At 59.8% G+C, this 26,315-nt stretch carries 26 protein-coding genes and 1 pseudogene; 10 read left to right on the top strand and 17 right to left on the bottom strand.

The window, feature by feature from the left end; translation table 11 throughout:
- Position 1 precedes the first annotated feature (1 nt).
- The 5 genes from B7449_RS16330 to B7449_RS16310 all read right to left on the bottom strand — a co-directional run bounded on the left by B7449_RS16330 (position 2) and on the right by B7449_RS16310 (position 4,681).
- Positions 2-1,501 (bottom strand): aspartate ammonia-lyase, encoded by a 1,500-nt coding sequence (locus B7449_RS16330; RefSeq protein ID WP_082084921.1) that lies wholly within the window; start codon positions 1,499-1,501, stop codon positions 2-4.
- A gap of 150 nt (positions 1,502-1,651) precedes the next feature.
- A complete protein-coding gene (locus tag B7449_RS16325) occupies positions 1,652-2,113 on the bottom strand; it encodes an acetyl-CoA carboxylase biotin carboxyl carrier protein (protein WP_039732956.1) in 462 nt (153 codons plus the stop codon).
- Positions 2,110-3,477, bottom strand: a complete 1,368-nt coding sequence (gene accC / locus B7449_RS16320; protein WP_039732955.1) for an acetyl-CoA carboxylase biotin carboxylase subunit — start codon at positions 3,475-3,477, stop codon at positions 2,110-2,112. The genes B7449_RS16325 and accC overlap by 4 nt, the downstream gene beginning before the upstream one ends.
- Positions 3,474-3,920, bottom strand: a complete 447-nt coding sequence (locus tag B7449_RS16315; protein WP_039732954.1) for an acetyl-CoA carboxylase biotin carboxyl carrier protein — start codon at positions 3,918-3,920, stop codon at positions 3,474-3,476. The genes accC and B7449_RS16315 overlap by 4 nt, the downstream gene beginning before the upstream one ends.
- Before the next feature lie 5 nt (positions 3,921-3,925).
- Positions 3,926-4,681, bottom strand: a complete 756-nt coding sequence (locus B7449_RS16310; protein WP_039732953.1) for an SDR family oxidoreductase — start codon at positions 4,679-4,681, stop codon at positions 3,926-3,928.
- A 358-nt stretch (positions 4,682-5,039) separates the two neighbouring features.
- On the opposite strand from B7449_RS16310, the gene pxpB reads away from it, so the two are divergent.
- The 6 genes from pxpB (at position 5,040) to B7449_RS16280 (ending at position 11,245) form a co-directional block, all read left to right on the top strand.
- Complete coding sequence (gene pxpB, locus B7449_RS16305) at positions 5,040-5,720, top strand: 5-oxoprolinase subunit PxpB (RefSeq protein ID WP_039732963.1); 681 nt, start codon at positions 5,040-5,042, stop codon at positions 5,718-5,720.
- Positions 5,717-6,727 (top strand): 5-oxoprolinase subunit C family protein, encoded by a 1,011-nt coding sequence (locus B7449_RS16300; RefSeq protein WP_039732952.1) that lies wholly within the window; start codon positions 5,717-5,719, stop codon positions 6,725-6,727. Before pxpB ends, B7449_RS16300 begins: the two co-directional genes overlap by 4 nt.
- On the top strand, positions 6,724-7,491 hold the full coding sequence (locus B7449_RS16295) for a LamB/YcsF family protein (protein ID WP_039732951.1): 768 nt from the start codon (positions 6,724-6,726) through the stop codon (positions 7,489-7,491). The genes B7449_RS16300 and B7449_RS16295 overlap by 4 nt, the downstream gene beginning before the upstream one ends.
- A gap of 170 nt (positions 7,492-7,661) precedes the next feature.
- Positions 7,662-8,585: a DMT family transporter gene (locus B7449_RS16290; protein ID WP_039732950.1), complete on the top strand. Its 924-nt coding sequence runs from the start codon at positions 7,662-7,664 to the stop codon at positions 8,583-8,585.
- Positions 8,586-8,665: 80 nt separating this feature from the next.
- On the top strand, positions 8,666-9,904 hold the full coding sequence (locus B7449_RS16285) for an MFS transporter (protein ID WP_039732962.1): 1,239 nt from the start codon (positions 8,666-8,668) through the stop codon (positions 9,902-9,904).
- A gap of 138 nt (positions 9,905-10,042) precedes the next feature.
- Positions 10,043-11,245 (top strand): pyridoxal phosphate-dependent aminotransferase, encoded by a 1,203-nt coding sequence (locus B7449_RS16280; protein WP_048883835.1) that lies wholly within the window; start codon positions 10,043-10,045, stop codon positions 11,243-11,245.
- 23 nt (positions 11,246-11,268) lie between these two features.
- On the opposite strand, the gene B7449_RS16275 is transcribed toward B7449_RS16280, so the two are convergent.
- Positions 11,269-12,018 carry a glycerophosphodiester phosphodiesterase family protein gene (locus B7449_RS16275; protein WP_048883839.1) on the bottom strand — a complete coding sequence of 250 codons (750 nt, stop codon included), beginning with the start codon at positions 12,016-12,018 and terminating at the stop codon, positions 11,269-11,271.
- 677 nt (positions 12,019-12,695) lie between these two features.
- Complete coding sequence (locus B7449_RS16265) at positions 12,696-13,628, bottom strand: SDR family oxidoreductase (RefSeq protein ID WP_039732948.1); 933 nt, start codon at positions 13,626-13,628, stop codon at positions 12,696-12,698.
- A gap of 151 nt (positions 13,629-13,779) precedes the next feature.
- Here B7449_RS16265 and B7449_RS16260 point away from each other — a divergent pair, with 151 nt between their 5' ends.
- Positions 13,780-14,472, top strand: coding sequence for a type 1 glutamine amidotransferase domain-containing protein (locus B7449_RS16260; protein ID WP_039732947.1), 693 nt, complete (start codon positions 13,780-13,782; stop codon positions 14,470-14,472).
- Here the strand turns inward: B7449_RS16260 and B7449_RS16255 are convergent.
- On the bottom strand, positions 14,469-14,978 hold the full coding sequence (locus B7449_RS16255; protein WP_039732946.1) for a MerR family transcriptional regulator: 510 nt from the start codon (positions 14,976-14,978) through the stop codon (positions 14,469-14,471). The genes B7449_RS16260 and B7449_RS16255 overlap by 4 nt on opposite strands.
- 97 nt (positions 14,979-15,075) lie before the next feature.
- Here B7449_RS16255 and B7449_RS16250 point away from each other — a divergent pair, with 97 nt between their 5' ends.
- A complete protein-coding gene (locus tag B7449_RS16250) occupies positions 15,076-15,912 on the top strand; it encodes an alpha/beta fold hydrolase (protein ID WP_039732945.1) in 837 nt (278 codons plus the stop codon).
- 225 nt (positions 15,913-16,137) lie between these two features.
- On the opposite strand, the gene B7449_RS16245 is transcribed toward B7449_RS16250, so the two are convergent.
- Complete coding sequence (locus B7449_RS16245; protein ID WP_039732944.1) at positions 16,138-17,034, bottom strand: AraC family transcriptional regulator; 897 nt, start codon at positions 17,032-17,034, stop codon at positions 16,138-16,140.
- A gap of 220 nt (positions 17,035-17,254) precedes the next feature.
- Between B7449_RS16245 and B7449_RS16240 the strand changes: the two genes are divergently transcribed.
- On the top strand, positions 17,255-18,169 hold the full coding sequence (locus tag B7449_RS16240; RefSeq protein ID WP_039732943.1) for an SDR family oxidoreductase: 915 nt from the start codon (positions 17,255-17,257) through the stop codon (positions 18,167-18,169).
- Between the two features lie 966 nt (positions 18,170-19,135).
- Here B7449_RS16240 and B7449_RS16230 read toward each other — a convergent pair.
- The 3 genes from B7449_RS16230 to B7449_RS16220 all read right to left on the bottom strand — a co-directional run bounded on the left by B7449_RS16230 (position 19,136) and on the right by B7449_RS16220 (position 22,164).
- Positions 19,136-19,879: an SDR family NAD(P)-dependent oxidoreductase gene (locus B7449_RS16230; protein WP_039732942.1), complete on the bottom strand. Its 744-nt coding sequence runs from the start codon at positions 19,877-19,879 to the stop codon at positions 19,136-19,138.
- A 118-nt stretch (positions 19,880-19,997) separates the two neighbouring features.
- On the bottom strand, positions 19,998-20,870 hold the full coding sequence (locus B7449_RS16225; RefSeq protein ID WP_039732941.1) for an SDR family NAD(P)-dependent oxidoreductase: 873 nt from the start codon (positions 20,868-20,870) through the stop codon (positions 19,998-20,000).
- Between the two features lie 49 nt (positions 20,871-20,919).
- Positions 20,920-22,164: an MFS transporter gene (locus B7449_RS16220; RefSeq protein WP_039732940.1), complete on the bottom strand. Its 1,245-nt coding sequence runs from the start codon at positions 22,162-22,164 to the stop codon at positions 20,920-20,922.
- 203 nt (positions 22,165-22,367) lie between these two features.
- Here B7449_RS16220 and B7449_RS16215 point away from each other — a divergent pair, with 203 nt between their 5' ends.
- Entirely contained in the window at positions 22,368-22,919 is a 552-nt protein-coding gene (locus tag B7449_RS16215) for a TetR family transcriptional regulator (RefSeq protein ID WP_039732939.1), read from the top strand.
- A gap of 58 nt (positions 22,920-22,977) precedes the next feature.
- On the opposite strand, the pseudogene B7449_RS22145 reads toward B7449_RS16215, so the two are convergent.
- The 5 genes and pseudogenes from B7449_RS22145 to B7449_RS22140 form a co-directional block, all read right to left on the bottom strand.
- A pseudogene (locus B7449_RS22145) lies at positions 22,978-23,318 on the bottom strand (DUF3363 domain-containing protein); the annotation flags it as partial.
- Between the two features lie 43 nt (positions 23,319-23,361).
- Positions 23,362-24,225 (bottom strand): SDR family oxidoreductase, encoded by an 864-nt coding sequence (locus B7449_RS16205; RefSeq protein ID WP_039732938.1) that lies wholly within the window; start codon positions 24,223-24,225, stop codon positions 23,362-23,364.
- 32 nt (positions 24,226-24,257) lie between these two features.
- Positions 24,258-24,941: an O-methyltransferase gene (locus B7449_RS16200; protein ID WP_039732937.1), complete on the bottom strand. Its 684-nt coding sequence runs from the start codon at positions 24,939-24,941 to the stop codon at positions 24,258-24,260.
- Between the two features lie 194 nt (positions 24,942-25,135).
- Positions 25,136-25,810 carry a TetR family transcriptional regulator gene (locus B7449_RS16195; protein ID WP_039732936.1) on the bottom strand — a complete coding sequence of 225 codons (675 nt, stop codon included), beginning with the start codon at positions 25,808-25,810 and terminating at the stop codon, positions 25,136-25,138.
- 302 nt (positions 25,811-26,112) lie between these two features.
- Positions 26,113-26,315: hypothetical protein (locus B7449_RS22140; protein WP_209426763.1), on the bottom strand; the 203-nt coding region annotated here is incomplete at its 5' end.

Genomic DNA, 26,315 nt, shown 5'->3' with positions numbered 1-26,315 from the left:
TTCAACCTGTCTGTCGTCCCACGTTGGGGCGGGTCAGCGCATCGGGCCGCAGCAGGGCCGACAGCCGTTCGGGGGAAAGCAGTCCTCCCTCCATAATCAGGTCCGTCACCTTGCGGTTTTCCGACAGAGCACGCCTGGCAAGGGTCGAACAGGTATCATAACCCAGCACCGGCACCAGCGCCGTAATGATGCCGATATTGATATCGGACAGGTACCGGCACCGCGCCTGATCGGCTGAAATCCCGTCAATACACCGTGTGGTCAGTGTTTCGATGGCGGCGCGCAATGTTCTGATGGATGTGAACAGGCAGTACCCGATCATCGGTTCGAACGGATTAAGCTGCAACTGCCCACCATCGGCACACATGGTAATGGTCAGATCATGGCCCGCGACCAGATAGGCCACCTGATTGACGGCTTCGGGTATGACCGGGTTCACCTTGCCCGGCATGATGGATGATCCGGCCTGCACCGCCGGCAGTACGATTTCACCCAGCCCCGTTCGCGGCCCGCTGGACAGCAGGCGCAGGTCGCTCGACATTTTCGACAGTTTCAGCGCCAGACGCTTCAGCGCGCCGGAAAACAGGACAAAGGCCCCCACATCCGATGTTGCCTCGATCAGATCGGGCGAACCGGTCATGGGCCGCCCGGTCAGGGCGCGCAGTTCCGCCATGACGGTCGCGGCATAACGCGGGTCGGTATTCAGCCCTGTCCCGATGGCCGTGCCCCCCAGATTGACCTGTTCAAAGGCGGCGGCATGTTCCCTTATGCTGCGAATTTCCATGGCGACAGCTGTGCGGAACGCCCCGAATTCCTGCCCCAGCGTCATGGGCACGGCATCGCGCAGCTGCGTACGACCGACCTTCAGGATCCCATCAAATGCCCGGGCCTTTTCATCCAGCGCCCCATGCAGTCCGTCAAGGGCTGCCATCAGCGGGTCGACCGCCAGCAACAGACCCAAGCGCAGTGCCGTCGGGTAAACATCGTTGGTGGACTGCGCCATGTTGACATGGTCATTAGGGTGCAGCACGTCATATGCGCCCGGTTTTTCCCCCAATATCCCGAGGGCAACGTTGGCAATGACCTCATTGGCGTTCATGTTCGTGGATGTGCCTGCCCCGCCCTGCATGGCATCCACGACAAACTGCTCCCGATAGGCCGGGTTTTCCAGTATGCGCTGGCAGGCGCCATCAATGGCACCGGCGCGCGTGCGGTCCAGATAGCCAAGCGCGAGGTTGGCCCGTGCCGCCGCCTGCTTGACGGTCACCAGCCCCTGCACCAGTTCGCTGAAACTGCCGATTGTCGTGCCACTTATGGGAAAGTTATCCAGCGCGCGTTTTGTATGCACACCCCACAGGGCACCGGGGGGAATGGTAACATCCCCCAGCAGGTCACGCTCAACGCGACAACCGGACTGTCCTGTCCCCGGTCCGCCCGCCCCGGTCTGATCCACGGGCATGCAGGTCGCGGCCTCTTGTGCTGCTGGGGGCATATCAACCATTTTGGTCTATCCACATCAAGAATAATACCAGTAACCGGGCGAAGTCATATCTGGAGAACGTCGCCAATCGCACAACACTACGATAAAGAAGACACCCCGAACGCAGCGAATACTGCATTACGGACAGTGTTGACATTCAACCTGCGCGGATCAGTCGGGCTGGATCTGCATGATTGCCGCACCATATCCCACCAGCGCGCCGGACTGCCCCGTCACATCCACCACCGTGCCCGATACCGGCGCAGGAACCGGCACCTGCAGGCTGTCCAGTGTCAGGAGTGCGACAGTCTCTCCCTGCGTCACCTTTGTTCCCACCGGGGCAAAAGGTGTATCGCGCAGCGGATGAACCAGACACAGATGACCAAAATACGGCGTTTTCACCGCAACGCATCCTGCCCCGTCATCGGGCTGCGACGCAGCGCCCGTCAGGGGAACGGTAGCTGCCACAGCGGTCTGGTCCACGCGGATCAGCAGTTTCAGTCCCGCCGCCTCGTTGGTCAGTTCCAGGCTTTCCAGCCCCGCCTGCGCCAGCCATGTCGCCATCTGCCCGATCTGTTCGGGATCTGGCAGCCGGTCGAAATGGGGCACCAGCTGTTCGGACCGGTTGGTCATGGGGCCGTCCTTTGTGCAAGCCAGCGTTCAAGATAGTGGATATCCACCCCACCACGCCGGAACGCCGGATCCGCCAGCAGGTCGCGGTGCAGGGCAATATTGGTTGACACCCCTTCCACCTTCATTTCCGTCAGCGCCACCCGCATCCGCGCAATGGCTTCCGCACGGGTTGCGCCGTAACTGATGATCTTGCCAATCAGTGAATCATAATAGGGCTGCACCGTGTAACCCGCCACGACATGCGTATCGACCCGGATACCCGGTCCACCGGGCAGGTCCCAGCGCGTGATGGTGCCCGGCGAGGGCATGAAGGTAAACGGATCTTCGGCATTGAGACGACACTCAATGGCATGGCCCCGCAACGGGATATCCACCTGCGCGATGCCAAGCGGTTCACCCTGCGCAATGCGCAACTGCTGGGCCACGATGTCGATGCCCGTTGTCTCTTCCGTGATCGGATGTTCGACCTGTACACGGGTATTCATCTCGATAAAGGCGAACACGCCGTCTTCATACAGGAATTCAAACGTGCCCGCGCCACGGTATCCGATGCGCCGGCATGCTTCGGCGCAGCGTTCACCGATTTCCGCAATGGTTTCGGGCGCAATGCCGGGGGCGGATGCTTCTTCCAGCACCTTCTGGTGCCGACGCTGCAGCGAACAGTCGCGCGCGCCCAGCCACAGCGCGGTGCCATGCGTGTCGCACAGGACCTGAATTTCGATATGACGCGGCTTCTGCATGAAGCGTTCAAGATACAGCGTCGGGTTACCAAAGGCCTGCTGGGCTTCCTTGGCAGTCAGGGTCACGGCCTGCGCCAGATCGGCCTCACGCTCGACCACACGCATGCCACGACCGCCTCCCCCACCGGATGCCTTGACGATAACAGGAAAACCCACCTGCACCGCAATGGCGCTGACGGCATCCATGTCCGCAGGCAGCGGCCCGTCCGATCCCGGCACGCAGGGCACGCCAGCGTCACGCATGGCGCGCTTGGCGGTAATCTTGTCGCCCATCATGCGGATCGAGGCCCCCGTCGGACCGATGAAGGTCAGGCCAGCGGCCTCCACCGCATCGGCGAAATCAGCGTTTTCCGACAGGAAGCCGTAGCCGGGATGAATCGCCTGCGCTCCGGTCAGGCGGGCCGCCAGCAGCAGCCCGTCGGGGTCGAGGTAACTGCGCGCGGCGGCAGCCGGGCCGATGCACAGGGCGATATCGGCCTCATGCACGTGGCGGCTGTCGGCATCGGCTTCGGAATATACGGCCACCGTCTCCAGCCCAAGCTGGCGGCAGGCGCGCTGGATACGGAGCGCGATCTCGCCGCGATTGGCGATCAGCACCCGGCTGAAACGTGGGATCTCACTCATGCCAACCGGAACAGGGGGGTGCCTGCCTCCACTTCAGTGCCGTCTTCCACCAGAACGGCTGCGATGTCGCCCGCCTGCGTGGCGCGCACGGCGTTGAACACTTTCATCGCCTCGACCAGTCCCACTTCCTGACCGGCCTGCACGGCCTGTCCCACCGTGACGAACGGCGGCGCCCCCGGCGAAGGCGAAAGATGGAACACACCATAGGACGGGGCGGCGATGACCACCTCCGCCGGGGGGGACGGGGCGGTATCTGCCGCGGCAGATGCGGGAGCCGTGTCCATGCCCGGCGCGCTGGACACGACGGATGCCGCCGCAGGCGCAGCCTGTGCCCTGTCGCCACGGGTGATGCGGATACGGCAGCCGCCCTCCTCCACCTCAAGCTCCGTGACCGGAGCATGGGCCAGCAGGTCGATCAGTCGCCTGACATGCGTGAGATCCACTGGTCTTACGCCGCGCCGGATGTCTTCTTGGCGAAGTTCAGGCCACCCACGACCTGCATGGTTGGCAGCACTTCCATGAAGCTGACATTCATGCGCTGCGGCGCCATGACGGCAAAGGCCACGGAATTGGCGATGTCTTCGGGCAGCAGGGAGTCGTATTCATCGAAGAAACGCTTCTTCGCCTCTTCCATGTTGCCGATCAGGCGGCCGAACACTTCGGTCTCGACCCGCGCGGGCGAGATTTCGGTCACGCGGATATGGCGGCCAAACAGGTCACAGCGCAGTTGCTGCGACAGCGAATGCACGCCCGCCTTGGTCGCGTGATAGACCGTGTTCCCGCCAGCAAAGGCATAATGCCCGGCAATGGAGGTGATGTTGACGATATGCCCGCGGTCACGCGCGATCATGCCCGCTACCGCCAGCCGGGTCAGCTGCAGCACAGCGCGCAGGTTCACGTCCACCAGCGCGTCGATATCCTCGGGCGTGGTATTGGTGATGTTGCCCGTGCGCGACTGCCCGGCATTGTTGACGAGGATGTCGATCTCCAGCCCCTTCATCAGCGCCTCGATCCCGGCCTGGTCGGATACGCTGACCGCATGCACGACGCAGCCGGTTTCCTGCGACAACTGTTCCAGCCGTGCTGCGTCACGCGCCAGGGCATGGACCTCAATCCCTTCCTGCGACAGGCGGCGGACGATCTGCGCGCCAATGCCGGAGGATGCGCCAGTGACGAGTGCGGTACGGTACGGCTGGTTGCTCATGGTAAGAAAACCCGATCCTGAACAGAGAAACTAACGCCACCCGGCCCCACAGTGGATGCCGGATGTTCAGCTATTCATTTCATGCTAACGGCCCCGGACGCCATGCGCCAAGAGCACTTCGTTCTCACGCCATAACATAATACGATGGCCCGGCTATCATGCTGGGCCATAAGATTATTCAATAGCCTCACAACCAGAATTGCACTGGCCATCGTTACGGGAACGGCCATAATCCCATGGTCGGCACATCCTGCCGCGAAACCTATATTGTTACGGTTCAGGTCCAATACCGGATCCTGCCTTTTCTTCCGGGATGCAACCAGCGCCGTTCCAGGGACTGTGTATTTTGAACGCGGATATGAAGAACGATGTGGCGCGCGATGCCGGTGCGGCGCCCGCTATCAGCATGATCGGCACCCGCGCCATGCTGTTCGAGGCGCCGGGCGATTTCACCATGGCCCACCAGCGCCGGATCTGGGCACTGATGGACGCGGCGCAGGCGCGGCCCGACGTGCAGGAACTCATTCCTGGCGTGACCAATCTCATGCTGATCTTTTCCGTTCCACCCGACAGCCCGCAGGCAGTGGCGGACTGGCTGCGCCATGCCTGGGACACCCTGCCCGAACGGCATATCGAGGGGCGCCTGTTTGAAATCGGCGTGCGCTATGGCGGCGCGCTGGGCGAGGATCTGGCCGCGGTCTCCGCCCATGCCGGCCTGCCGCCCGAGGACGTCATCGCCATCCACCATGCCAGTGAATACACGGTCTGCGCCATAGGCAGCGCACCGGGCTTTGGCTACCTGCACGGTCTTGACCCGCGTATCGCGACACCGCGCAAGACGGTGCCGTCACTGAACATGCAGGCCGGGACCGTCATCATCGGTGGCATGCAGGCGGGCATTTCCGCGCTGACGGGACCGAACGGGTGGAATTCCATCGGGTTTACCGACCTGCGCCTGTTCAACCCCGACAGGCAGCCGCCCGCCCTGTTTGCCGTTGGCGATCGCATCCGCTTTTATCCGGAAAGCATAGAGCCGTGATTACGATCCTTGAAACATCCGCCCTGAACACGGTGCAGGACCTGGGCCGCCCCGGTTACCGCAACCTGGGCGTGGGCACATCTGGCGTGATGGACGCACTCGCGCTGCAGGTCGGCAATATCCTGCTGGACAACCAGATGGATGATGCCTGTATCGAACTGCAGACCTATCCATTCGTCCTGCGCTTTGACGCAGCCGCCACGTTTGCCGTGACCGGCATTGACGCCACAATCGATCTTGATGGCCGCACGATCCTGCCATGGATGGTCGAGACGGCGGCGGCGGGACAGGTCCTGCGTATCGGGCCACCCCAAAAGGGTGCGCGCGGCTGTCTGTGCATTGCAGGCGGGATTGAGGTGCCGGTCGTGCTGGGATCACGCAGCACGCAGTTGCGCGGCGGCTTTGGCGGGCTGGACGGCCGCCCGCTGGAGGCAGGCGATACGCTGAAGACCACAGGCAGGGCGCTGGATGTTGCGGGTTATGGCGCCCTGCCCCCCGTTACGGCTCTGGGCGCCACGGCGGACGGGCATGACGGCAGGACCATCATCCTGCGCGCGATGCCCGCAACCGATTACGGCCTGTTCACGCCCGAATCGCAGCAGCGGTTCTGGGATACCCCGTGGCGCATCACACCGCAGAGCAACCGCGTGGGCTACCGCCTGTCGGGCACGCCACTTGAACTGCACCACCGGGTGGAACTGCGGTCCTATGGCGTGATCGCCGGTATCGTGCAGGTCCCGCCCGCGGGTGAGCCGATCGTACAGCTGGCCGATGCAAATACCGTAGGCGGCTACCCCCGTATCGCCACCGTGATCGAAGCCGACCTGTGGCGGCTGGCGCAGGCGCGGATCGGCACGCGCATCCGCTTTCAGGAATGCAGCTTTACCGAAGGCGTCGCCGCCATGCGGCCGGTCAATGCCTATCTGGATGACCTGCGCATGATGGTTACCCACTATCTTACATCCGCCCGCTGCCGCGCTGGCATGAAGTCTGGAGACAAGGCATGAAAATCGACCTCAATTCCGACATGGGCGAAGGCTTTGGCCGCTGGCGCATCGCGGATGATGACGGGCTGATGGATACCGTATCCTCGGCCAACATCGCCTGTGGTTTTCATGCAGGTGACTACGCCATCATGGACCGTACCGTGCGTCTGGCGAAGGAAAAGGGCGTCGGCATCGGTGCCCATCCCGGTCTGCCGGACCTGATGGGCTTCGGCCGGCGCGCCATGGCCGTGTCCGACGCGGATATGGAATCCATGATGTGCTACCAGATCGGCGCATTGCAGGGTATTGCCGCCCGCCACGGACATCGGGTCACGCATGTCAGCTACCATGCGGCATTCGGCAACATGGCCAACGCGGATGAGGGCCTTGCCTTGCGCCTGACCCGTGCCATTGCAGCACTTGACCGGAACCTGAGTGTCTTCTGCATGCCCGGGCAGGCGACCGAACGCGCCGCCGAAAAGGCAGGGCTGCGGGCACAGACCCTGTTCCTGGCCGATCGGGCCTATACCACCGCGGGCACGCTGGTCCCGCGCGGGCAGCCGGGGGCGGTCATCCATGATCTGGCGGGCGTGCGGGCGCGCGTGAAGCAGTTCCTGCAGGACGGGTCGGTCACGACCATTGACGGCGCCCGCCTGCCGGTCAGGGCGCAGTCCATACTGGTACACAGCGATACACCCGGATCACTGGAACTGGCCCGCGCCATCCGCGCGGAAATCGAGACCAGTGGCGGCGTGCTGACCCCCGCCTGCCAGCTTGGGAACTGACACGGTCCCCATCCATAAGAATTCCCTATTGCACCGCAACGAACACCTATGACCCGGGATGCGCCGCATGCATTACGATGTCGCAACATGACGCAGGCGGGAGCTACCGGCAACAGTGATCCATGATGAAGCGCGCCGCCGTCCATGTCGTGCATTGAGGTACGGATAAAATGAAGCATGACCTGAAACGTGGTGCCCTTCTTCTGGCATCTGCAACGTTTTTTACCGCTGCACTCAATGCCCTGCAGAAACTGACCGGGTCAACGCTTCCCGCGCTTGAGATCATTTTCTTCCGCAACCTGTTTTCCCTGCCCTTCGTGCTGCTGATTGCCGCACGCACGGGCATTGTACTCAAAACAGACCATTTTGGTGGGCATGTCCTGCGCTCGGTCGTTGGTCTGATCAGCATGATCATGGTCGTGATCACTGTCACACGCCTGCCGCTGGCTGAACAGCAGGTGCTGTCCTATACGCAGCCGCTGTTCCTGGTGCTGCTGTCCATCCCGCTGTTGCATGAACGGCCATCGCTCCAGCGCTGGGTTGCTGTCTCGATCGGGTTTTCGGGCGTGATCGTGGTCGCGCTGGGCAAGGGACTACTGCACGGCGCAGGCACCGCCGTGCCAAGCTGGGCGTATTTCGTAGCCCTGGCGCAGGGCGCGGTGGGCGCACTGACCACCATGCAGATCCGACAGCTTTCCGCCACGGAAGCCAGCACGACCATCGCGCTGTGGCAGGCCATCCTGATGACGCTCATGACCGCGCTGCCGCTTCCCTTCATCTGGACCACGCCGGGCATGACCGAAGCTGCCTGCCTTGTTGCCGTCGGGGCTTTCGCCGGTATCGCGCAGGTGCTGCAGACCGAGGCGTTCGCGTCGGCACAGGTGTCCGCCATTGGTCCGTTTGCCTATTCCGGGCTGCTGTGGGCCGCCCTGATCGGGTGGTTCGGATTTGGCGAGATACCCGGCATTGCCATGGTCATTGGCGGACTGCTGATCATCGGGTCCGGCGTGTGGATGCTGCGCCACGACCGCCCGGCAAAGCAGAAGGCCGTGGCGGAAGGCACAATGGATGCGGCCACGGGCACCCCGCCATGACCCCTGGCCTGTGCATGGCGGCCCCTCCCCTATCGTAATTCATGGCACACCAGGAGTCCTACAGCGTGACAACAGGTGAAATGACCACCCATGCACGAGGCAGGCGCGCAATTCCCGCCCGTTACGTGTTCTTCTTCCTTGTCTTCCTGATGTACGCCATCAGTTATGGCGACCGCGCCGCACTGTCCATCGCCCTGCCGACCATGGGCAGGGAGTTTTCCCTGACACCGGTGCAGATGGGCTGGGTTTCATCCAGTTTCCTGTGGTCATATTTCCTGCTCAACCTGCCATCGACCATCGTGCTTGACGTGGTGGGGGCGCGCGCCATCGGCAGCCTTGCCGTGGGCGTGTGGTCGTTTGCCATGCTGCTGGGCGGCATGGCGCAGAACATTACGCAGTTCCTGCTGACCCGTGTCCTTCTGGGCGTTGGTGAAGCGCCAACCTTCGGCGTGGGGGCCACCGTCGTGCGCAACTGGGCGCAGCCGCGCGAACGTGGATCGGTCATGACCGTGCTGCTGACCGGCATGCAGCTCGGGCTGGCCGGCGGCACGATTGCGGGCGCATACCTCATTACGTTCTTTGGCTGGCGATGCGAGTTCATGGCACTGGGTGGTGTGGGGATCGCATGGGCGCTGGCATGGTGGCTGGTGTACCGCAACCCTCAGGACAAAGCCGATGCGGCCCCACGCAAACCTATTTCAATGCGCGAAATCAGGAACCTGTTCCGCTCATCCTCATTCCTGGGGATACTGGTGGTGCAGTGTACGCAGAATTACCTGAACTTCCTGGTCATGTCCTGGATGCCACTGTACCTGATCCATGAACTGCATATCAATACGACCGGCACGGGCAACAGTACGGCCCTGTGCTATCTGGTCGCTGCCATTGGCGCGGTCATGATCGGGCGCATTCTGGAACGCCTTGTCTTTCGCAATGGCATTCATCCGCCCAACCGGCGTTTTGTTGTCGCCACCTGCCTGCTGGGCGCGGCCGCGATCGGGCTGCTGCCGTATTTTCATACCATGATGCCCATTCTGCTTGTGCTGTCCGGTGCGCTGGCCTGCCTGATGGCGGCAAATGGCGCCAATACCGCGCTGCTGACCGATATGGTGCAGGACGGGGGAAAAATCGGAGCGGTTACAGGTGTCACCCTGACATGCAGCAATTCGCTGGGGCTGCTGTCGCCCATCCTGACCGGGTACATCGTGTCATGGACCGGCAGTTTTGACATGGCATGGTATATGTGCGCCGCCGCCCTGATCATTGCCGCCGGACTGTCGCTGACCATGGTGCGCAACCCGATCCGGATGGACGGATAAGGTGAATGTGTAGCCTTTCATATGATTGTTGTATGGGGCCAGACCATTTTCACTGGTATCTAACCCGACGCGAAACGATCTACGATCGCGCTGTAAGCATATATGCTGTTGCATGAGCAGAAGTGGAGAAAGCGTCTGATGCCCGGTTTTGCGGATCGACTGAATGGAATTGGGATTTCGGCTTCGGCCGCGATGACCGACAAGGCATCGGCACTGAAGGCCGAGGGGGTAAAGATCGTCAGTCTGTCATCAGGCGAGCCGGACTTCCCCACCCCCGAACATGTCGTGGACGCCGCGATTGCCGCAGCGCGCGCGGGTGACACCAAATACCCGCCGCAGGATGGCAAGCCCGCACTGAAAAAAGCGGTGCAGGGCAAGTTCCAGCGTGAAAACCACCTGGATTACGCACTGGATGAGATTCTGGTGGCCAACGGCGCCAAGCAGATCATCTATGACGCCATGATGGCTACCATCAATCCCGGCGATGAAGTGGTGCTGCCCAGCCCGAGCTGGATCAGCTATGCCGATATCGCCCGCCTTGCCGGGGCCTCCATCGTGTCCGTGCCGTGCCCGGCCGAAGGCGGGTTCCGCCTGCCAGCCGCAGCGCTGGACGCCGCGATTACGCCAAAGACCAAGTGGCTGGTCCTCAACTTCCCCGGCAACCCCACCGGCGCATGCTGCCCGCGCGCGGATATGGAAGCCATCGCCGCCGTCCTGCTGAAGCATCCGCAGGTCTGGATCATGACCGATGATATCTATGAGCATCTGATCTATGACGGCTTCACTTTCTGCACGATCGCCGAAGTCGAGCCGCGGCTGAAGGATCGCATCCTGACCGTCAATGGCGTGTCAAAGGCCTATGCCATGACCGGCTGGCGCGTCGGTTACTGCGGTGGCCCGCGCGCGCTGATCGCGGCCATGAACAACATGCAGGGCCAGTCGACCAGTGGCATCAACACGCTGGCGCAGGCTGCCGCCGTGGCGGCGCTGAACGGCCCGCAGGATTTCCTGAAAGACCGCGCCGCGGAATACCAGACCCGGCGTGACCTGGTGGTTTCCCTGCTGAACGCCATTCCCGGCGTGCAGTGCCATACGCCGCAGGGCGCATTTTATGTCTACCCCGACATCAGCGGCTGCATGGGCAAGACCTCCGCAGGGGGACGCCAGATCAGGACCGATGCCGATTTCGTCATGGCGCTGCTGGAAGAACAGCAGGTCGCATCCGTGCAGGGTGCTGCCTATGGCATGAGCCCGTTCTTCCGTATTTCTTACGCCACCGACACGACTACCCTGCGCGAAGGCTGCCGCCGGATCGCGGCTTTTGTGGACGGACTGAAGTAAAACCGGACCTGCCCCGAAACGGATCAGCCCGATGCCCGCAGACTGGACCGGAATGCCGCGCGGAGCCGGATCGGGGTATTTGTAACCAGAATATCGATGGGCAACCCGTGCGCCCATCGTGCCCCTGCTTCGGGCGTCATGGCATCCGCCAGTGCGCCCGGCCCCAGCAGGTCCGTTATCACGACCGCACCGGCATCATGCGCGGCGTGGAACAGCGCCGGGTCGGCGTGCTGGGGTATGTAGGTCGCAAACCGTCGCCCGGCAGCCATGGTGGCGTACAGTCCGATATCGGCAGGCCGGGTGATCAGGACGGACACCAGGACATCGGGATCTGCTGCGAACGCCGCATGCGCCACATCCCTGGCAAAGGTCAGGACCACGACACGTCCGGACAGCCCCGCCTGACGGACAGGAGCCAGCGCATCCGCCGGTGCCACGTCCTTGATGTCCAGCATCAGGCGCGCGGTTGGTTCACGCGCCACCCAGCGAACCACCTCCCGGTAGGACGTGACCCGTCCCCTGACCTTGCCCTGACTGTTCTTCATGCGCAGGGCACGCACCGCCGTGTCATCCAGTGTTGCAAGCGGCCCATGTCCGGTCGTCACACGGTCAATATTTCGGTCGTGCAACAGGAAAATCATGCCGTCGGCATCGCTGGTGAGATCAATCTCCAGCATGAAAGGTCCGGCCCGAAGCGTATGTCGCATCTCATCCAGCGTATTTTCGAACCGGGACGGATCCCGCCATCCCCGGTGGGCGCAGATGATGGGCATACCTGCACGCGCGGACTGCGCCAGACATGCACCCGGCGGCAACAGCACCGCCGTGCATGCTGCCATACTTCCCATACGCAAAAACATCCGGCGATCTGGCAGTGTCATCATGATCCGGCCTGTCCTGTCTGGCTACGGGCAGACATGCGCCCTGCATGTCGCGACAGGCTGCCTTCTGGTGGTCCTGCTGCCGGTTCCCGCTAGTTTATCTCCATTACCCGGCCATGTCAGCAGATGGAACCATCTTCATAGACTCATGCGGCTCCGGTGAAAACAATGCATTCATGGGACACCATGGTTTGCCACCAGACCGGTTGAATACACAGGGCTGACCCCGTCTGCGGATGACATCCATCATGCGACGAGCAGGGAGACATCAGACACGGGGACCGCGATGCTGTCCGCTCGCCGCCTACCAGATGGTCAGCATGGCGCCACAGAGCAGCCTCAGGTGGGGTACTTCTCTTCCTCCAGAACCATGCGGGCTGCACGTCCACGAAATTCAGGCGGAAAACGCTTCGATCTGTTACTCATGAATATCTCTTACCTCACAGGTCTTGCTGTCTCCACAAAACCTGGGGCAATTCAGCAAGCTGAATATCCACATTGGCGGCACCTACCCGCTGGCCGACGCTGCCCACGCTCATGCCGATATGGAAAGCCGGGATCACTCAGGCTTATCCGCCTCTGCACTCCTTCCTGATCAGTTCCTGACCCTCCTCATAGGTCGTCACGGAAAACGCAGGGAAATGACGTTTGAATTTCGTTGAGTCGAAGAGATTGTCCTGCTCGTAGCGGGGCAGTAGCTCCCTTATCTCCCGCACCTTTTTTGAGAAAATGCCTGCGATGCTCAGTGGCCATCTACCAATGACCGAATAGGAAGGCGTGCGTCCGAAAATCCTGCTCGCCATGGTGACGAATGTCCTGTAGGTCGGCCGATCATCACAGCATGGCAGATGCCAGGTCTGACCATAAGCATCCGGCGTGTTGCCCAGGGTTGCGAGCCCGCGGCTTGCATCCGGTGTCCAGATGAGGGTCCGGCGCGTATCGTCACGGATAGGGACCAGCGGCCTTCTGCCTGCTTTCAGCCTCTCGATGATCAGCGCGTTGGTGAAGCTCTGCGTTTTCCCCGGGCCGTAGAATTCCGGTGCGCGGGCGATGAGCACGGGAATATCTCCACGCGCCATTTCTTCCAGCACCATGGACGCCATTGCGGCCCGGACCCGCCCTTTCCGACCCGCCGGGGCGAAGAGCGTTTCCTCCGTCTGGATCTGGCTGTTCTGCGGATACATGTAGGTATTGTCGAAATAGGCAAAACTGGCCCCCGCCATCCGGCACGCCTGCAGGGCGTTTTTCAGCATGGCCGGAAACTGCTCTTCCCAGAGTGTGCTGTCAGGAGGCAGGCCGGCTGTGAAATAGACGATCCGGCTGCCTTTCACCGCGTCTGTCGTCTGCCCTGCATCCAGCAGGTTCGCAGTCATGAGAGTATCGTCTTCGTTGACCTTGCGGGGATTGCGGCTCACGAGCCGCAGGTCGTCCGTATGATGCTGATGTAATGTCCGCGCCAGTTCCGTAGCAATCTGGCCATTTGCGCCAAGAATTGTCTGCATGTGGGGCTGCCTCCATGGTGCCGAGCAGGTTTACCCTTACAACGCTAACGTTGAAGTCAGATTTAATGTCAAACGACAGATTGACCTTCAACCGGGCTTGAACGTTACAAAACGGTCGTCCGACGACCCTGCCGCATGAAAGGGGCCAGCCATGAGCCGTCATATCCTTCACGTTGCCACCAACATCGCGCATTTTGACGATCCGGCGCACCCGACCGGATTATGGCTGTCGGAACTGACGCATGCCTGGGACGTGTTTGCCGCCAGGGGTTATGAACAGCGCATTGTCAGCCCCAGGGGTGGCAGGGTTCCGCTTGACCCGCGTGCGTTGAAATGGCCGATGCGCGATGCCTCCGCAAAAGCCTGGCTGGCCGATCCGGCAAAAATGGCCCTGCTGTCTGCAACGGCCTGCCCCGCAGACATTAATCCGCAGGAGTACGATGCGATCTACTTTACCGGCGGTCACGGCGTAATGTGGGATTTTCCGGGCAGCGAAGAGCTTCAGGCCATCACACGTGCAGTTTGGGAGAAGGGCGGCATTGTCTCTGCTGTCTGTCATGGATATTGCGGACTTCTGAACACCCGCCTTGCCAATGGGTCTTTTCTGGTCTCCGGGCGCAAAATCACTGGATTTTCGTGGACTGAGGAAAGGCTGGCGGGCGTCTCCCGGGAAATACCCTACAACGCGGAAGCTGAGATGAAGGCACGGGGCGCGCTTTATGAAAAAGCCCTTCTGCCGTTCATGTCCCATGTCGTGGCGGATGGAAAACTGGTGACGGGCCAGAACCCTTTTTCCGCCAGAGCGACCGCAAGAACAGTCGTGTCCCTTCTGGGAGGACTTTAAGGCGAAACAACTTTTTTGCTGCGCCCCCTGCTCACGGACAGACGACGATCCGTCCTGTCCAGAAGGCGCACATCGTCAGGTGTGACATCCAGATTTTCGGAAGGTGTCATAAGTACATTCGTCAGGACACGATGGGCATTGGCCGCACAGTCCATGTCGTCGGGGCGAGCCTGAATGTCCTCAACCAGACGAAGGAGGTGCGCTTTGCTTTCGGCCAGACGTGCCTGCAGGGCCTCGATATCCGCAATCTTGCGTGTCAGTGCGTCCATGAGGGCATCACGGTCCCAGTGCTGCAGATCAGAGGGCAGCAGGGTGCGGATTTCATCCAGCGTAAATCCGGCCCGCTGCGCCGTTGTGATGAGCCCCAGGATCAGCGCGGCCTGCGGTGGATAGGTTCGGTATCCGTTGGAACGACGATCAACCGTTTTCAACAATCCGATACGTTCATAGAACCGGATTTTAGAAGTTGTAAGACCGGTTTGCCGTGCCAGTTCTCCAATCTTCATGATGTACCTCCCGTCATGAACGCAACTTGACCTTGAAGTTACCTTTAACGTTAGACTGTGAACAGTATCCCGTTCCTGATCGGCAAGGAGACGTATCATGCCATTCGTCACGACATCCGACGGCGTTGAGATTTTCTACAAGGACTGGGGGCCGAAGGATGCCCGGCCGATCGTCTTTCATCATGGTTGGCCACTCAGCGCCGATGACTGGGACACGCAGATGCTGTTCTTCCTGAGCAGGGGATTTCGCGTCATTGCGCATGACCGCCGCGGTCACGGGCGTTCGGCGCAGGTGAGCGACGGTCATGACATGGACCATTACGCGGCGGACACATCGGCTGTTGTCGAACATCTCGACCTGAAAAACGCCATCCATATCGGGCATTCGACAGGGGGCGGACAGGTTGCCCGCTATATCGCGAAATATGGTCAGCCTCAGGGACGTGTCGCCAAAGCCGTGCTCATCAGTTCCGTGCCGCCTTTGATGGTTCAGACGGATCGCAGCCCTGAAGGCGCACCGATCGAGGTGCTGAACGGGCTGCGTGCCGGGCTGGCGGCCAATCGCGCGCAGTTCTTTCTGGATGTGGCGAGCGGGCCGTTCTACGGCTTCAACCGTCCGGGCGCGGAAGTTTCAGAAGGAACGATCCGCAACTGGTGGCGTCAGGGCATGATGGGCAGTGCAAAAGCCCATTATGAAGGGATCAGGGCCTTCTCCGAAACTGACCAGACCGAAGACCTGAAGGCCATCACTGTGCCGGTTCTTGTGCTGCAGGGCGACGACGATCAGGTCGTGCCTTACAAAAATGCGGCCATCCTTCAGAACAGGCTGATTCAGAACAGCACATTGAAAATCTATGCCGATTATCCGCATGGCATGCACACGACCCATGCTGACGTCATCAATGCCGATATTCTGGCGTTCATCACCGGATGAAAATCGCGTCCCGACGATGTGGCTTTTTAAGGTCGGGGAGAGAGATTTCATCTCTTCCCCTGCTTTGCCGTGAAGTCAGTTCCCGCAATGTGACCGGGCTGAAATGGCGAGACTATCGGCTTTACGAAAACGTCGCTGACGGACGTAATGTCTTGAATAAAGGCGTCTGCTACCTGTCTGCTAAATTTATCCGGTGGACAGAGCCTCACACACGATCCTGCATGATCAGATGATAAAGGAGCGAAGTTCCATCACGTCGCGTTTGGGTGCTGTCCCGAACCTGCGAACGTAGTCCCGACTGAACTGCGACGGGCTTTCGTAACCAACTTCAAACGCCGCGTGCGAGACGTTGACGTCCTCTGATACCATCAGGCGGCGCGCTTCAAGCAGACGCAACTGTTTTTGATACTGGAGCGGCGTCATGGAGGTCAGTGTCTTGAAATGCTGATGGAAAGACGAGAGGCTCATGCGTGCAACGGCGGCAAGATGCTCAATCCTTACCGGTTTCGTAAAGTTGGCGCGCAGCAGATGAATGGCCTCTGCAACCCGTTGCATGTGACTGTCAGGCAGGACGAGTTTACAGACCTCGCCCGCATGAGGTCCTGTTAACAGCCAGAAACAGATTTCCCGCATGATCGCCGGCCAGAGGATCCGGAGTGCCGCAGGATTATCAAGCAGTCGTATAAGCCGTCTGATGCAATCTGCCAGATCTTCAGACAGGTCGGCGACGAAGACCCCGATACCCTGATCATTCGAGGGAACGGGCGGCTGAGCGAGTTCCGACATGACCTCACGCAGGATACCTGCGTCCAGATCCAGGGTGATGCCGATATAGGGACATTCAGGGCTCGCTTCCGTCACGCGGCCAAGAGCGGGTATTTCGATGCTGACCAGCAGGAACGCCATGGCCCCATACTCGAAAATGGCATCGCCAAACTCCACCGCCTTCGCGCCCTGAAGGGTGATGCAGAGCGACGGTTTGTAGACCATGCCACTCGGCGGCGTCTTTTCGCTCAGTCTGATGACATTCAGACCGTCGAACGACGTCGTGCAAAGCCCATTCGCGCCACAACCCTGCGCGTCCAGATAGCAGGTTACAGCTCTGGCGAGAGATGAAGACATGCCTTGCTCCGGCCAAAATTCCAACGGCTCCAATCTACACACTGCGCACTGCCGGAGCCAGACCATTACAGGATCGGGCAAGAAATTTGGCAGTTCGGGCATTCGTCCTCCCGACAGGCACAGCTAAATATCGAGCATCTGCCGAGACCAATGGCGAGCGTCATCGGACTATCGACCATCGCTTCCCAAAGAGAATTTGTTGCTTTTACAGGAACCGAATATGAGAAAATGGACGACATCAAACATTCCAGACATACATGGCCGTTCATTCGTGGTGACCGGGACTGGCGGCCTTGGGTTTGAGGATGCGCTGGCGCTCGCACATGCTGGCGCAACGGTCATTCTCGCCGGACGAAATTCAGCCAAGGGCTCGGACGCCGTCGCACGGATAAAAAGAGAAGCCCCCAAGGCAGCCATCAGCTTTGAGGCTCTTGATCTGGCTGATCTCGCGTCAATTGCCGCGTTTGGTGAACGTCTGCGTAGCCAACACGACCATCTCGACGTGCTTATCAACAATGCTGGCGTGATGATGCCACCCACCCGCAAAGTGACCTCAGATGGTTTCGAACTGCAGTTTGGAACCAATTATCTTGGACATTTCGCCCTCACCGCGCATCTGCTGCCCCTGCTTCGCAAGGGGGACCATCCGCGCGTTATAACACTTTCCAGCATTGCAGCGCGTGACGGTCGGATCACGTTTGATGATCTTCAGGCAATACGTAATTATAAGCCCATGCCGGTCTACAGCCAGTCCAAGCTGGCTTGCCTGATGTTTGCGTTGGAACTTCAGCGTCGCAGCGAAGCAGGAAATTGGGGGATCACCAGCATCGCAGCCCATCCCGGCATTTCGCGTACGGATCTGCTTCCGAATGGGGCTGGGGCTTCGAGCATATTGGGCCTTGCGCGGCGGATATTATGGTTTCTCTTCCAGCCGGCCGCCCAGGGCGCACTCCCGACACTTTTCGCCGCGACGTCATCGGAGGCAAAAGGTGGCTGCTATTATGGCCCCGACAGGCTGAGCGAGACGCGGGGGTATCCCACCGCTGCCAAAATACCCCCCGCCGCACTAGACCGGCAGGATGCTGCCCGCCTGTGGGATATCTCCGAACAGCTTACCCATGTGCAATTCGGGTAAGCAGCATGCACGAGACTTTGCTACTTATGCGCTCGGGCAAATCATTTTTGGCCTGGCTGGCGTGTGGTTGACATGGCGCGCGCCAGAACTTCCTGGTGAATGGTCGGCCATTATCCTTAGTTTGGCAGCCGCTGTCGGCTGGCTCGCAATCGGCTTCGTTTTTATGGAGTATTGGCAACCGAGGATAGCTGTCGCGGCATTTGGTATCCTGATCATTGCTGCCGCCATGACAGCCCGGTCCAGTCCGTAACGCAGAAGAAAGGGGTGATCCAGGATGCCAGTCGAGAACCCGCATGTTGAGAAGAAGCAATCCCTAGTTGTCTCGACCGGTGCAAACAGAGCGTTGAGACCACAATAGAAGGCTGTTGCTAGATCAGGATTTTTAATGGCATCCAGAAGATGACGGTAGCTGCGGGGCAGATGGCCGAAAGAGAAGGTATGGGCCCACGCGAAGCGAAAGCATCACGACAGAGAGCACCGCGTGGCGGCGGGGTGTTATCCTTTTTCACCTAGAGAGGCTGCCGTACGGTGCGCTTTGAGATGTGTGCTGTCGATCATGAGGCATTCTGGAACACCGGTCTGCGCTGCCAGAGTTGTGAAAATCTTCTTGAAAACGCCGCGCCTGCTCCTGCGGAGAAACCGGTTGTAGAGGGGGGGGTCATCAGAACCCTCTGGGTGCATATTTCTACTGCAAGTCGTTACGAATCTCATACATGATCCCGCTGATGACCCGACGGTCATCCACACGGGGTAATAATGGCTGCAGAACCTTCATCTGCTCGCGACTCAGCATCCACAGTCTGCTCATTCCAATTCTCCATAGAGAATTGGAATCACATCAGGATCATGTCGTAAAGAGATCTGACCCTAACCCAAAAGCCGTGCCGCTTGATAGCTTGTATTGGTCGGATATTAATCACAATAGCCCGGTATAAGACTGACATTCCCAATCTTGCCCCCGACATATCAAGCCAAAAAACCTCCATCAACGGCAATATGTGCACCGTTGATGTAAGAGGCTTCATTGGACAAAAGAAAAGCGACGGCAGTGGCAATTTCGCGCCCGGTGCCTACTCGGCCCATCGGGATTCCATTATCGACTACCTTTTGTGTTCCTTCCGGGTGAGCTTGCGTCATTTCAGTGTCGATAACTCCTGGTTGAAGCTCGTTCACCCGCAAGCCCTGCCGTCCATACTGTATCGCCGCCGTCCGGGTGAGGCCCCGGATGCCATGCTTGGCGGAAGAATAATCGGCAGTAGGACCACCACGATCGGCGAACACGCTGGAGACGTTGACGATTGCGCCCCCGCCGGCAGCCAGAATCGCGGGGATTTCATATTTGAGTCCATAGAACAGGCTGCTAAGATCAATACTGATCGTGCGGTTCCAACTTTCGACGCTCATCTCCGGGAGCGGATCAAAGCAGCCAGAGACGCCGGCATTATTGACCGCATAGTGCAGTCCGCCGAAGGCCTCGACGGTGCGTGCAACTGCCCGTTCGATATCTTCCGGCTTGCTGACGTCGCCCGCGACAGACATTACCCGACCGCCAGCGGTGGTAATTTCTGCCGCGACCTCGGCGAGTTTTTCTTCCCGCCGGCCGACCAGAGTGACAGCAGCTCCACGCTCCGCCAGCACAATGGCGGTGTCGCGTCCCATGCCCGATCCCGCCCCCGTAACGAGCGCCACCTTATGCTCGAATTGCTTCATATTCGTCTTTTCCTGTTTCAAGGGCGTGAATTTCGGTAGGCGGCAGATGCACGGATGGGGCTGAGCCACTTGCTCGGCCTCACTCGGCATCTTTGGAAGATCGGGGGCCGATGAAGGATTATTTCGCCGGCTCGTCCGCCGGCATGTCGACAGGATACTCCTGACCGAAATCGGCCGAATTGCTGATTGCCTGCCAGGCCGTGGCTTCCGCGATCTGCTTGTTGGAATAAGCAATGGCACTCTGCACGGCGCCGCCACCAAGAACGAGATGCGTGGGGATGTTCGCGCGCTTGACGGTGCGCACGATGATCTCCCCGGCCCGATCCGGGTCTCCACGGTTCGTAGTAGCGGTGCCCATGATGCGAGCGATGTTCCCGACCGTGGCGTCATAGTCCTGGGGAATATTCTGAATGTCCATCGAAGCGCCGGCCCAATCCGTCGCGAAGCCGCCTGGTTCGATCACGAGATACCGAATACCGAAGGGTGCGGTTTCCGCTGCGAGGACGCGGGTGAAGCCGTCCACGGCGAACTTTGCGGCCTGATAGGAGCCAAGGCCCGGCGTTCCACCGACACGTCCGCCGATGGATGAGAACTGCACGATTGTCCCTGATCCCTGCTTGCGGAGAACCGGCAGAGCGGCCTTCGAGACGTTGTAGACACCCCAGAAGTTGGTTTCGAACTGACGCCGGAAATCCTCTTCAGGAGCGGTTTCAACAGCGGCTATGTTAGCGTAGCCTGCGTTATTCACAACGATATCAACCCGGCCGAAATGCGTGACGGCAGCGTCGATCGCCTCGCGCGCAACAGCGGCATCCGTCACATCGAGCGCGACCGGAAGCACGCCGTCGCCATATTTTTCGACCAGTTCCGCCAGTTGTTCGGGGCGGCGGGCCGTCGCAACGACGGAATCACCTGCCTCAAGCGCAGCCGTAGCCAACGACCGACCAAAGCCGCGTGAAGACCCTGTTATCAACCAGACATGTCGAATCATGATGTATTTCCTTTTGAAGTTTGAGAAATTCGTCGGCCCTCCTGCTGGATCAGCGAACTGAACGGATGGGCACGATCAGCAAGGCCGAGCCAATGCAAAGGAAGGCTGCGAGCGCGAACATTGAGGGATAACCACCGAGCCTGACGGCCATTGCGGTAAGCATTGGTGCGAAGATTCCGCCCAGCGTATTGGCGACTGTCAGGAAGCCAAGGTCCTTACCGCGTGTCTTGGGGTTCGGCAGAACTTCCGTCGCCAGGGCGCCATGAACGGCGAGGTAGATACCGTAACCAAATCCATTGACCGCCTTGTAGCCTATCATTGCCCAAGGCTCAGACCAGCCCAGCAGCAGAAGGATTGAGGCTCCGATCAGGAAGGAAGACAGGTAGGTAAGTGGCTTGCGCCGGCGAAAACGGTCGGAAATGGGACCACCCAATGCACCACCGATGATGGCACCGGCGACGTAGGCTACGGCGGACTGACGCAGGGTCATCGCAGCCCCCGCCTGATCCTGTCGAAGATAATCAGTGACAATATAGAGTTGGTAGCTGAGCAACATGGCGGTACCCAGCACTATGAAAAATCTGGCGGATACGGCCCAATAGAAGTCAAGAGCGGCGATTGGAGGCAAAAGAGACTTCAACACCGCAGCGGTATCCGCAGGAAGTCGTGGTACATCCTTATTCGACTGCTCCCGCGCGACCATTACAAAGATAAGACCAGCCAGAGTGGGGACCACAGCGATGCAGAGGGCTCCCTTGCCAGGGTTCCCAATAAAAGGGGAAGAAATGATCAACCCCAGCGCAAGGCCGATAAGTTGTCCCACGCCTAACGCTGCATTAAGGGAGCCGCGTTGGGCCTCGGGCACGCGATCTGGAATGACGGCCGTCGTGGCCACAAGCTGCGCGCTGAATGCCATCATCACAACGCTCGTCGCGACGAGCAGCATGAAGACGCTTTGCGCTACCGCCATTGCCAATAGCGCGAGCGTGCAAACAATACCTCCGCCTACGATCCACGGGCTGCGCATACCCCAGCGGCTCCGGGTTCTGTCGGAAAAATTCCCGGAAAATACCGCCGCGAATAACGACGCGATTCCGGAAACAACAGCGATCAGGGCCACCAATGAAATACGATCGGATTTGCCCGCGATAAAATTAAGCTTGGCCGCGACCAACACACCAGCGACAGCAGACTGAACAGAACTTTTCCCAATGGAAACAAGGAATAAGCCAAGACCGAGTCTGCGCAGACTGACTTCAGGACTCTGCGTCGTTGGGGGCCTAAAATCCGTCATCACGCCTCACAAAACCAACCAGGTGGTTTATTCCTGAGATATGGGCGCGCCCTTGTCAACCATCCAGTTGGTTTTTTATGGAGAACTGCTACCTGGTGCAGCGTATCGCTGAGCGTCCCGACTACCCTTTTCGAACTCAACTGGTTGGTTTATTTACGAGATGCCTATAGCCACGAACGGCAGATAAGGATCAGAGCCCTGTTATGAGAAAATCCGATGCGACCAAGCAGCGTTTAATCGAGGCGGCGACTGTTGAATTCGCGACATACGGAATCGCTGGAGGTCGCGTTGACCGGATTGCAGCGAACGCCAAATGCAACAAGCAGGCGATCTATGCATATTTTGAAAGTAAAGACGGTCTGTTTGATGCCGTCTATGACAGGATGGTCAATGCAACCATTCAGAGCATTCCGATCGATGCCAATGATCTCCCCGCTTATGCGGCCAGACTTTTTGATCGCTATCGCACTCATCCCGAGGTTCTGAGGTTAACGCGCTGGCATAATCTTGAACGGAATACGCTGCCTCCGCAGATGGCTCTTGATGCGGCTGCTGAGAAGATCGCCGCCATTCGCGCTGCCCAAAAATCCGGTGTGATCACCTGCCGTTACAAAGCCGAAGATCTACTCGAGCTCCTGTTGAGTATGGCCAAGGTCGGGGCTGAAGGCTCGCCCGAAAGCGGTCCTTCCAATGCCTCTCCGGATGATTTACGCAAAACTCTGATCGACGCTGTGAAGAAAATCGTTGCGCCATAGTGCCGGATTTTGGATACCCGGCCCGCACTTGACCTGACGCCTGCACGGATCGCCTTGGTTACAGAGCAAGGTTGAGCAGCTTTGCAAAAGTATTTAGATGGCTATCCCTCTCTGCCCCCCCCAACTGCCACGATACCGATCCACCCCGCACGATGCCCGTGACCTCCCGCCCGAGATGACGCTCAATCACCGGCTGCCACAGGACCAGCGTGAACTCATAGGACTTCCCGACGATGGCGAATTTCCCGCTATGTAGCTGGAGGGTGCCGATGAACGTGCCACTAACCGTCTCGCCATCGACGGCGGCTCAAAACGGCATGGGCTTCGCATCTGCCAGTTTGTCCTGACACGGGAGACGTCGCCCTGCTCCTGAAGCGTGGCGGGCAGGCTACGCCGGTATCCGAGGGCCCGCACAGGCCATGAGCGGCCCGCTTGATGAACGTCAGGCGTAGTAAGCAGGCTGTTCGAGATCAGCGAGCAGTGAAGGGCCTGTCGGGTTCCAGCCGAGCAGCGCACGCGTTCGCGCACTGGAAGCCGCCATGTTCCCGCCCGCCATGTTGGCGAACCAGCCAAAATGCTCCCGTTCTCTCGGCTCGACCGGCAAGCCGAGCCAACGACCAATGATGCTGGCAATGTCCCTGAACGGTACGGCTTCATCGGCGACCGCATGATAGACGGCCTCAGTCACGCCCTGCTCGAGCGCAAGCCGATAGACTTTTGCCGCGTCCAGTCGATAGACGCCGGACCATTTGTTCTGGCCGTCACCGATATAGGCTGACACCCCCTTTTCGCGCGCCAGGCGAATGACGATCGGAATGAACCCGTGATCGCCGATGCCGTGTACTGACGGCGCGAGCCGCACCGTGGCAACACGGACACCGCGTTCCTTCAGCGCCCGCGCGGCCACCTCAGACCTGCGCGGAGAGGCCGGATCAGGCAGATCCGCCTCCGTTGCGCCGGCAGGCAGGCCCGACAGACCGGACGTGACAAGTAGCGGGTGCTTCGATCCTTCCAGCGCACTGCCCAACGCCTCAATCACACGCTGATCCTGCGCCGCACTTTCGGGGAATTTCGAGAAATCATGGTTGAACGCCGTGTGAATGACCGCATCTGCTGTTGAGGCGGCGTTGTTCAGCGCGTCCAGATCATCGAGCGTGGCGCGTAAGACCGTCGCACCGGACGCGGCCAGGCGAGCCGCCTTTTCATCATTCCGGGCCAGACCGGTCACCTGATGCCCGGCACCGATCAGGTCCTGAACCACGGCGGAACCGACCCAGCCGGTGGCCCCTGTTACGAAGACATGCATGGTTCCGTCCTCTTCAGATATTGGAATTATGTTCAGCCAAGCCTTACGGACAGCTCGACGTCCCCGGCGAACGGCACGGAGAGATACCCGGCGGCAGGAGAGCGGACGCGCGCCAGATACTCAGGGCTGTGATCGGCATTATCCGCGACGATCAGCGTGCCGGTCTGCAGCCTGTCCTCCAGAAGATCGAGAATATCGGGGTAGAGCGGCTTGGCGCCGTCAAGCAGTACGAGATCGATACTCTCGGGGAGACCGGTCGCCAGCGTCTGCAGGGCGTCGCCCTCGCGGAACTCCACAAGATCGGCCAGACCCGCTTCTTCAAGATGATGCCGGGCGCGGGCAATCTTGGAGGATTCAAACTCGGTGGTAATCAGCCTGCCACCGCCATTGTCGCGCAGCGCGGCAGCGAGATGGATGGTGGAGAGACCGAAGGACGTTCCAAACTCAACAATGCCTTTCGCCCAGTTGGCTCGTGCCAGCATGTAAAGCAGCGTACCCGTCTCGCGCGAAACAGGGAGCCACAGGTCTTTTGCGAGACCATAGAATTTCCGATAGTCGGTCCGGCTTCCTGCGAGGCGCTGCAATTCCTCACGGGGCAATTCCGAGACGGCAGAGCTTGTTGCGGCATCTGCCTCAGCAAACAGGCGGTCCAGCAAAGGCGCAACAGGCACGCTGGTCAGCGTCGAGGTCTTTTTGAAGGTCACGGGGGCGGTCATGGGGCGATCTCCGCACTAGGTTTCGCGCTTTCCGTGCGCCCCACAAAAATACGACGAACCCGTCATTTCCACTATTCGCATTGCGCCGCCCACAGAACGACTTTGAAATACTCAGTGTTTTTCATCAGAAATATTGGGAGCGCGCCGCTGGCTCATCGAGCGGGTTCGCATTTCCCTCACGGGAGACAGAGCGGTTACCGTTCTCGGTCAGCCTGTGCCGTGACTATCCGAACCGCATGGTCGGCCGAGATCTTCACAAGCCAGGCGCAGAACATGTCGGCCATGGCGTCCGCATAGGCATCGATTTCCGCGATTGTCCGGGCAGTCCCGGAAAATTCCTTGCCGACCGCGCTAAAGGTCATCGTGATCAGATCGGCCGCCAGTTCACGCGTTCGGTCTGGCGCGTCCGGGAGAATCTCCTGCATGAAACGCAGCATGATCCGGTCGCCGGCTTCCCGGGCTTCAGAGGCCTCGGGCGCATCCCGATAAAGAGGAGCCGCATCGCCCAGCGCCACGCGAACAGCCGCCTCTTCGCATTCGGAGCGTATGAAGGCATGAGTGACCGCGCGCAAACGCTCCAGGGGCTGATGACGCTCATCCTCAAGGATATCGCGCAGCATTTCTGCCGTTCGCCGCCATTCGTCGGCCTGGAGCCGGAACAGGATCGCTGCCTTGTTTGGAAAATACTGATACAGTGAACCAACGCTTACGCCAGCCTTCTCGGCGACGCGCGCTGTCGTAAAGCGGGTGGCACCTTCCTCCGCCAGCACCAGTGTCGCGGCTTCCAGAATGGTTGCCACAAGCCCGGCGGAGCGGGTTTGCTTGGGTTGCTTTCGGGCCGAAATTCGAGGCTTGGGACGATCGGTCATGCCACTCCGTAAACCACGAACAAGCAATATGACGAATTAATCGTGTTTCCAGTCTTGCGCAAGCGGAGCCAGTCAGCCAACTCCCTGCATCAGGCCGACGGAAAGCCTGGTTCCGGCCAGTGGCGTCTCTACTCGTCCCAACTAGGCGCTCGCGTTACCGACATACTCCCACACAACTGGTCCATCCGGGCGGCCAGGTCCAATCTGGGCAAGACCCGTCCCTGACCGAACGTGTATCAAACGCTGGCGAGAGCGTAATGGCCGCGACAGGCAGGGAGACAGGAGAACCGCCCGAGCCTTGCTCACATGTCATCAGGTGCGTGCTTTCCATATGGCGGTCCAGCGCCACCTGTGATCTCCAACTTTCCAAAAGATATTATACCGGTTTCCAGCCAAGGCACACATACAAGCCTGAAAGTGGCCCACGTCTTTGCTCCAGCCTCCGGCTTTACGGCCAGAACGCAGTCTGGCAGAAAGAGAGCGCCGAAAAAGACGTATGTCGGTT

It is taken from the genome of Komagataeibacter intermedius TF2 (assembly GCF_000964425.1).
GTDB lineage: Bacteria > Pseudomonadota > Alphaproteobacteria > Acetobacterales > Acetobacteraceae > Komagataeibacter > Komagataeibacter intermedius.
Note: the sequence above shows the minus strand (reverse complement) of the source record. Positions and strands in the feature narration are given on the sequence as shown.

Bases quoted from the DNA above. Each gene is read 5' to 3' on its own strand.
- B7449_RS16205 (WP_039732938.1), bottom strand. From the start codon at position 24,225: ATGCATGTCTTCGTAACAGGGGCCACCGGCTGGGTCGGTTCCGCCGTG.
- B7449_RS16295 (WP_039732951.1), top strand. From the start codon at position 6,724: ATGAAAATCGACCTCAATTCCGACATGGGCGAAGGCTTTGGCCGCTGG.
- B7449_RS16255 (WP_039732946.1), bottom strand. From the start codon at position 14,978: ATGAAGATTGGAGAACTGGCACGGCAAACCGGTCTTACAACTTCTAAA.
- B7449_RS16285 (WP_039732962.1), top strand. From the start codon at position 8,666: ATGACCACCCATGCACGAGGCAGGCGCGCAATTCCCGCCCGTTACGTG.
- pxpB (WP_039732963.1), top strand. From the start codon at position 5,040: ATGAAGAACGATGTGGCGCGCGATGCCGGTGCGGCGCCCGCTATCAGC.
- B7449_RS16265 (WP_039732948.1), bottom strand. From the start codon at position 13,628: ATGCAGACAATTCTTGGCGCAAATGGCCAGATTGCTACGGAACTGGCG.
- B7449_RS16260 (WP_039732947.1), top strand. From the start codon at position 13,780: ATGAGCCGTCATATCCTTCACGTTGCCACCAACATCGCGCATTTTGAC.
- B7449_RS16250 (WP_039732945.1), top strand. From the start codon at position 15,076: ATGCCATTCGTCACGACATCCGACGGCGTTGAGATTTTCTACAAGGAC.
- B7449_RS16230 (WP_039732942.1), bottom strand. From the start codon at position 19,879: ATGAAGCAATTCGAGCATAAGGTGGCGCTCGTTACGGGGGCGGGATCG.
- B7449_RS16280 (WP_048883835.1), top strand. From the start codon at position 10,043: ATGCCCGGTTTTGCGGATCGACTGAATGGAATTGGGATTTCGGCTTCG.
- B7449_RS16245 (WP_039732944.1), bottom strand. From the start codon at position 17,034: ATGTCTTCATCTCTCGCCAGAGCTGTAACCTGCTATCTGGACGCGCAG.
- B7449_RS16290 (WP_039732950.1), top strand. From the start codon at position 7,662: ATGAAGCATGACCTGAAACGTGGTGCCCTTCTTCTGGCATCTGCAACG.
- B7449_RS16215 (WP_039732939.1), top strand. From the start codon at position 22,368: ATGAGAAAATCCGATGCGACCAAGCAGCGTTTAATCGAGGCGGCGACT.
- B7449_RS16240 (WP_039732943.1), top strand. From the start codon at position 17,255: ATGAGAAAATGGACGACATCAAACATTCCAGACATACATGGCCGTTCA.
- accC (WP_039732955.1), bottom strand. From the start codon at position 3,477: ATGAGTGAGATCCCACGTTTCAGCCGGGTGCTGATCGCCAATCGCGGC.
- B7449_RS16330 (WP_082084921.1), bottom strand. From the start codon at position 1,501: ATGGTTGATATGCCCCCAGCAGCACAAGAGGCCGCGACCTGCATGCCC.
- B7449_RS16200 (WP_039732937.1), bottom strand. From the start codon at position 24,941: ATGACCGCCCCCGTGACCTTCAAAAAGACCTCGACGCTGACCAGCGTG.
- B7449_RS16275 (WP_048883839.1), bottom strand. From the start codon at position 12,018: ATGCCCATCATCTGCGCCCACCGGGGATGGCGGGATCCGTCCCGGTTC.
- B7449_RS16325 (WP_039732956.1), bottom strand. From the start codon at position 2,113: ATGACCAACCGGTCCGAACAGCTGGTGCCCCATTTCGACCGGCTGCCA.
- B7449_RS16195 (WP_039732936.1), bottom strand. From the start codon at position 25,810: ATGACCGATCGTCCCAAGCCTCGAATTTCGGCCCGAAAGCAACCCAAG.
- B7449_RS16225 (WP_039732941.1), bottom strand. From the start codon at position 20,870: ATGATTCGACATGTCTGGTTGATAACAGGGTCTTCACGCGGCTTTGGT.
- B7449_RS16220 (WP_039732940.1), bottom strand. From the start codon at position 22,164: ATGACGGATTTTAGGCCCCCAACGACGCAGAGTCCTGAAGTCAGTCTG.
- B7449_RS16310 (WP_039732953.1), bottom strand. From the start codon at position 4,681: ATGAGCAACCAGCCGTACCGTACCGCACTCGTCACTGGCGCATCCTCC.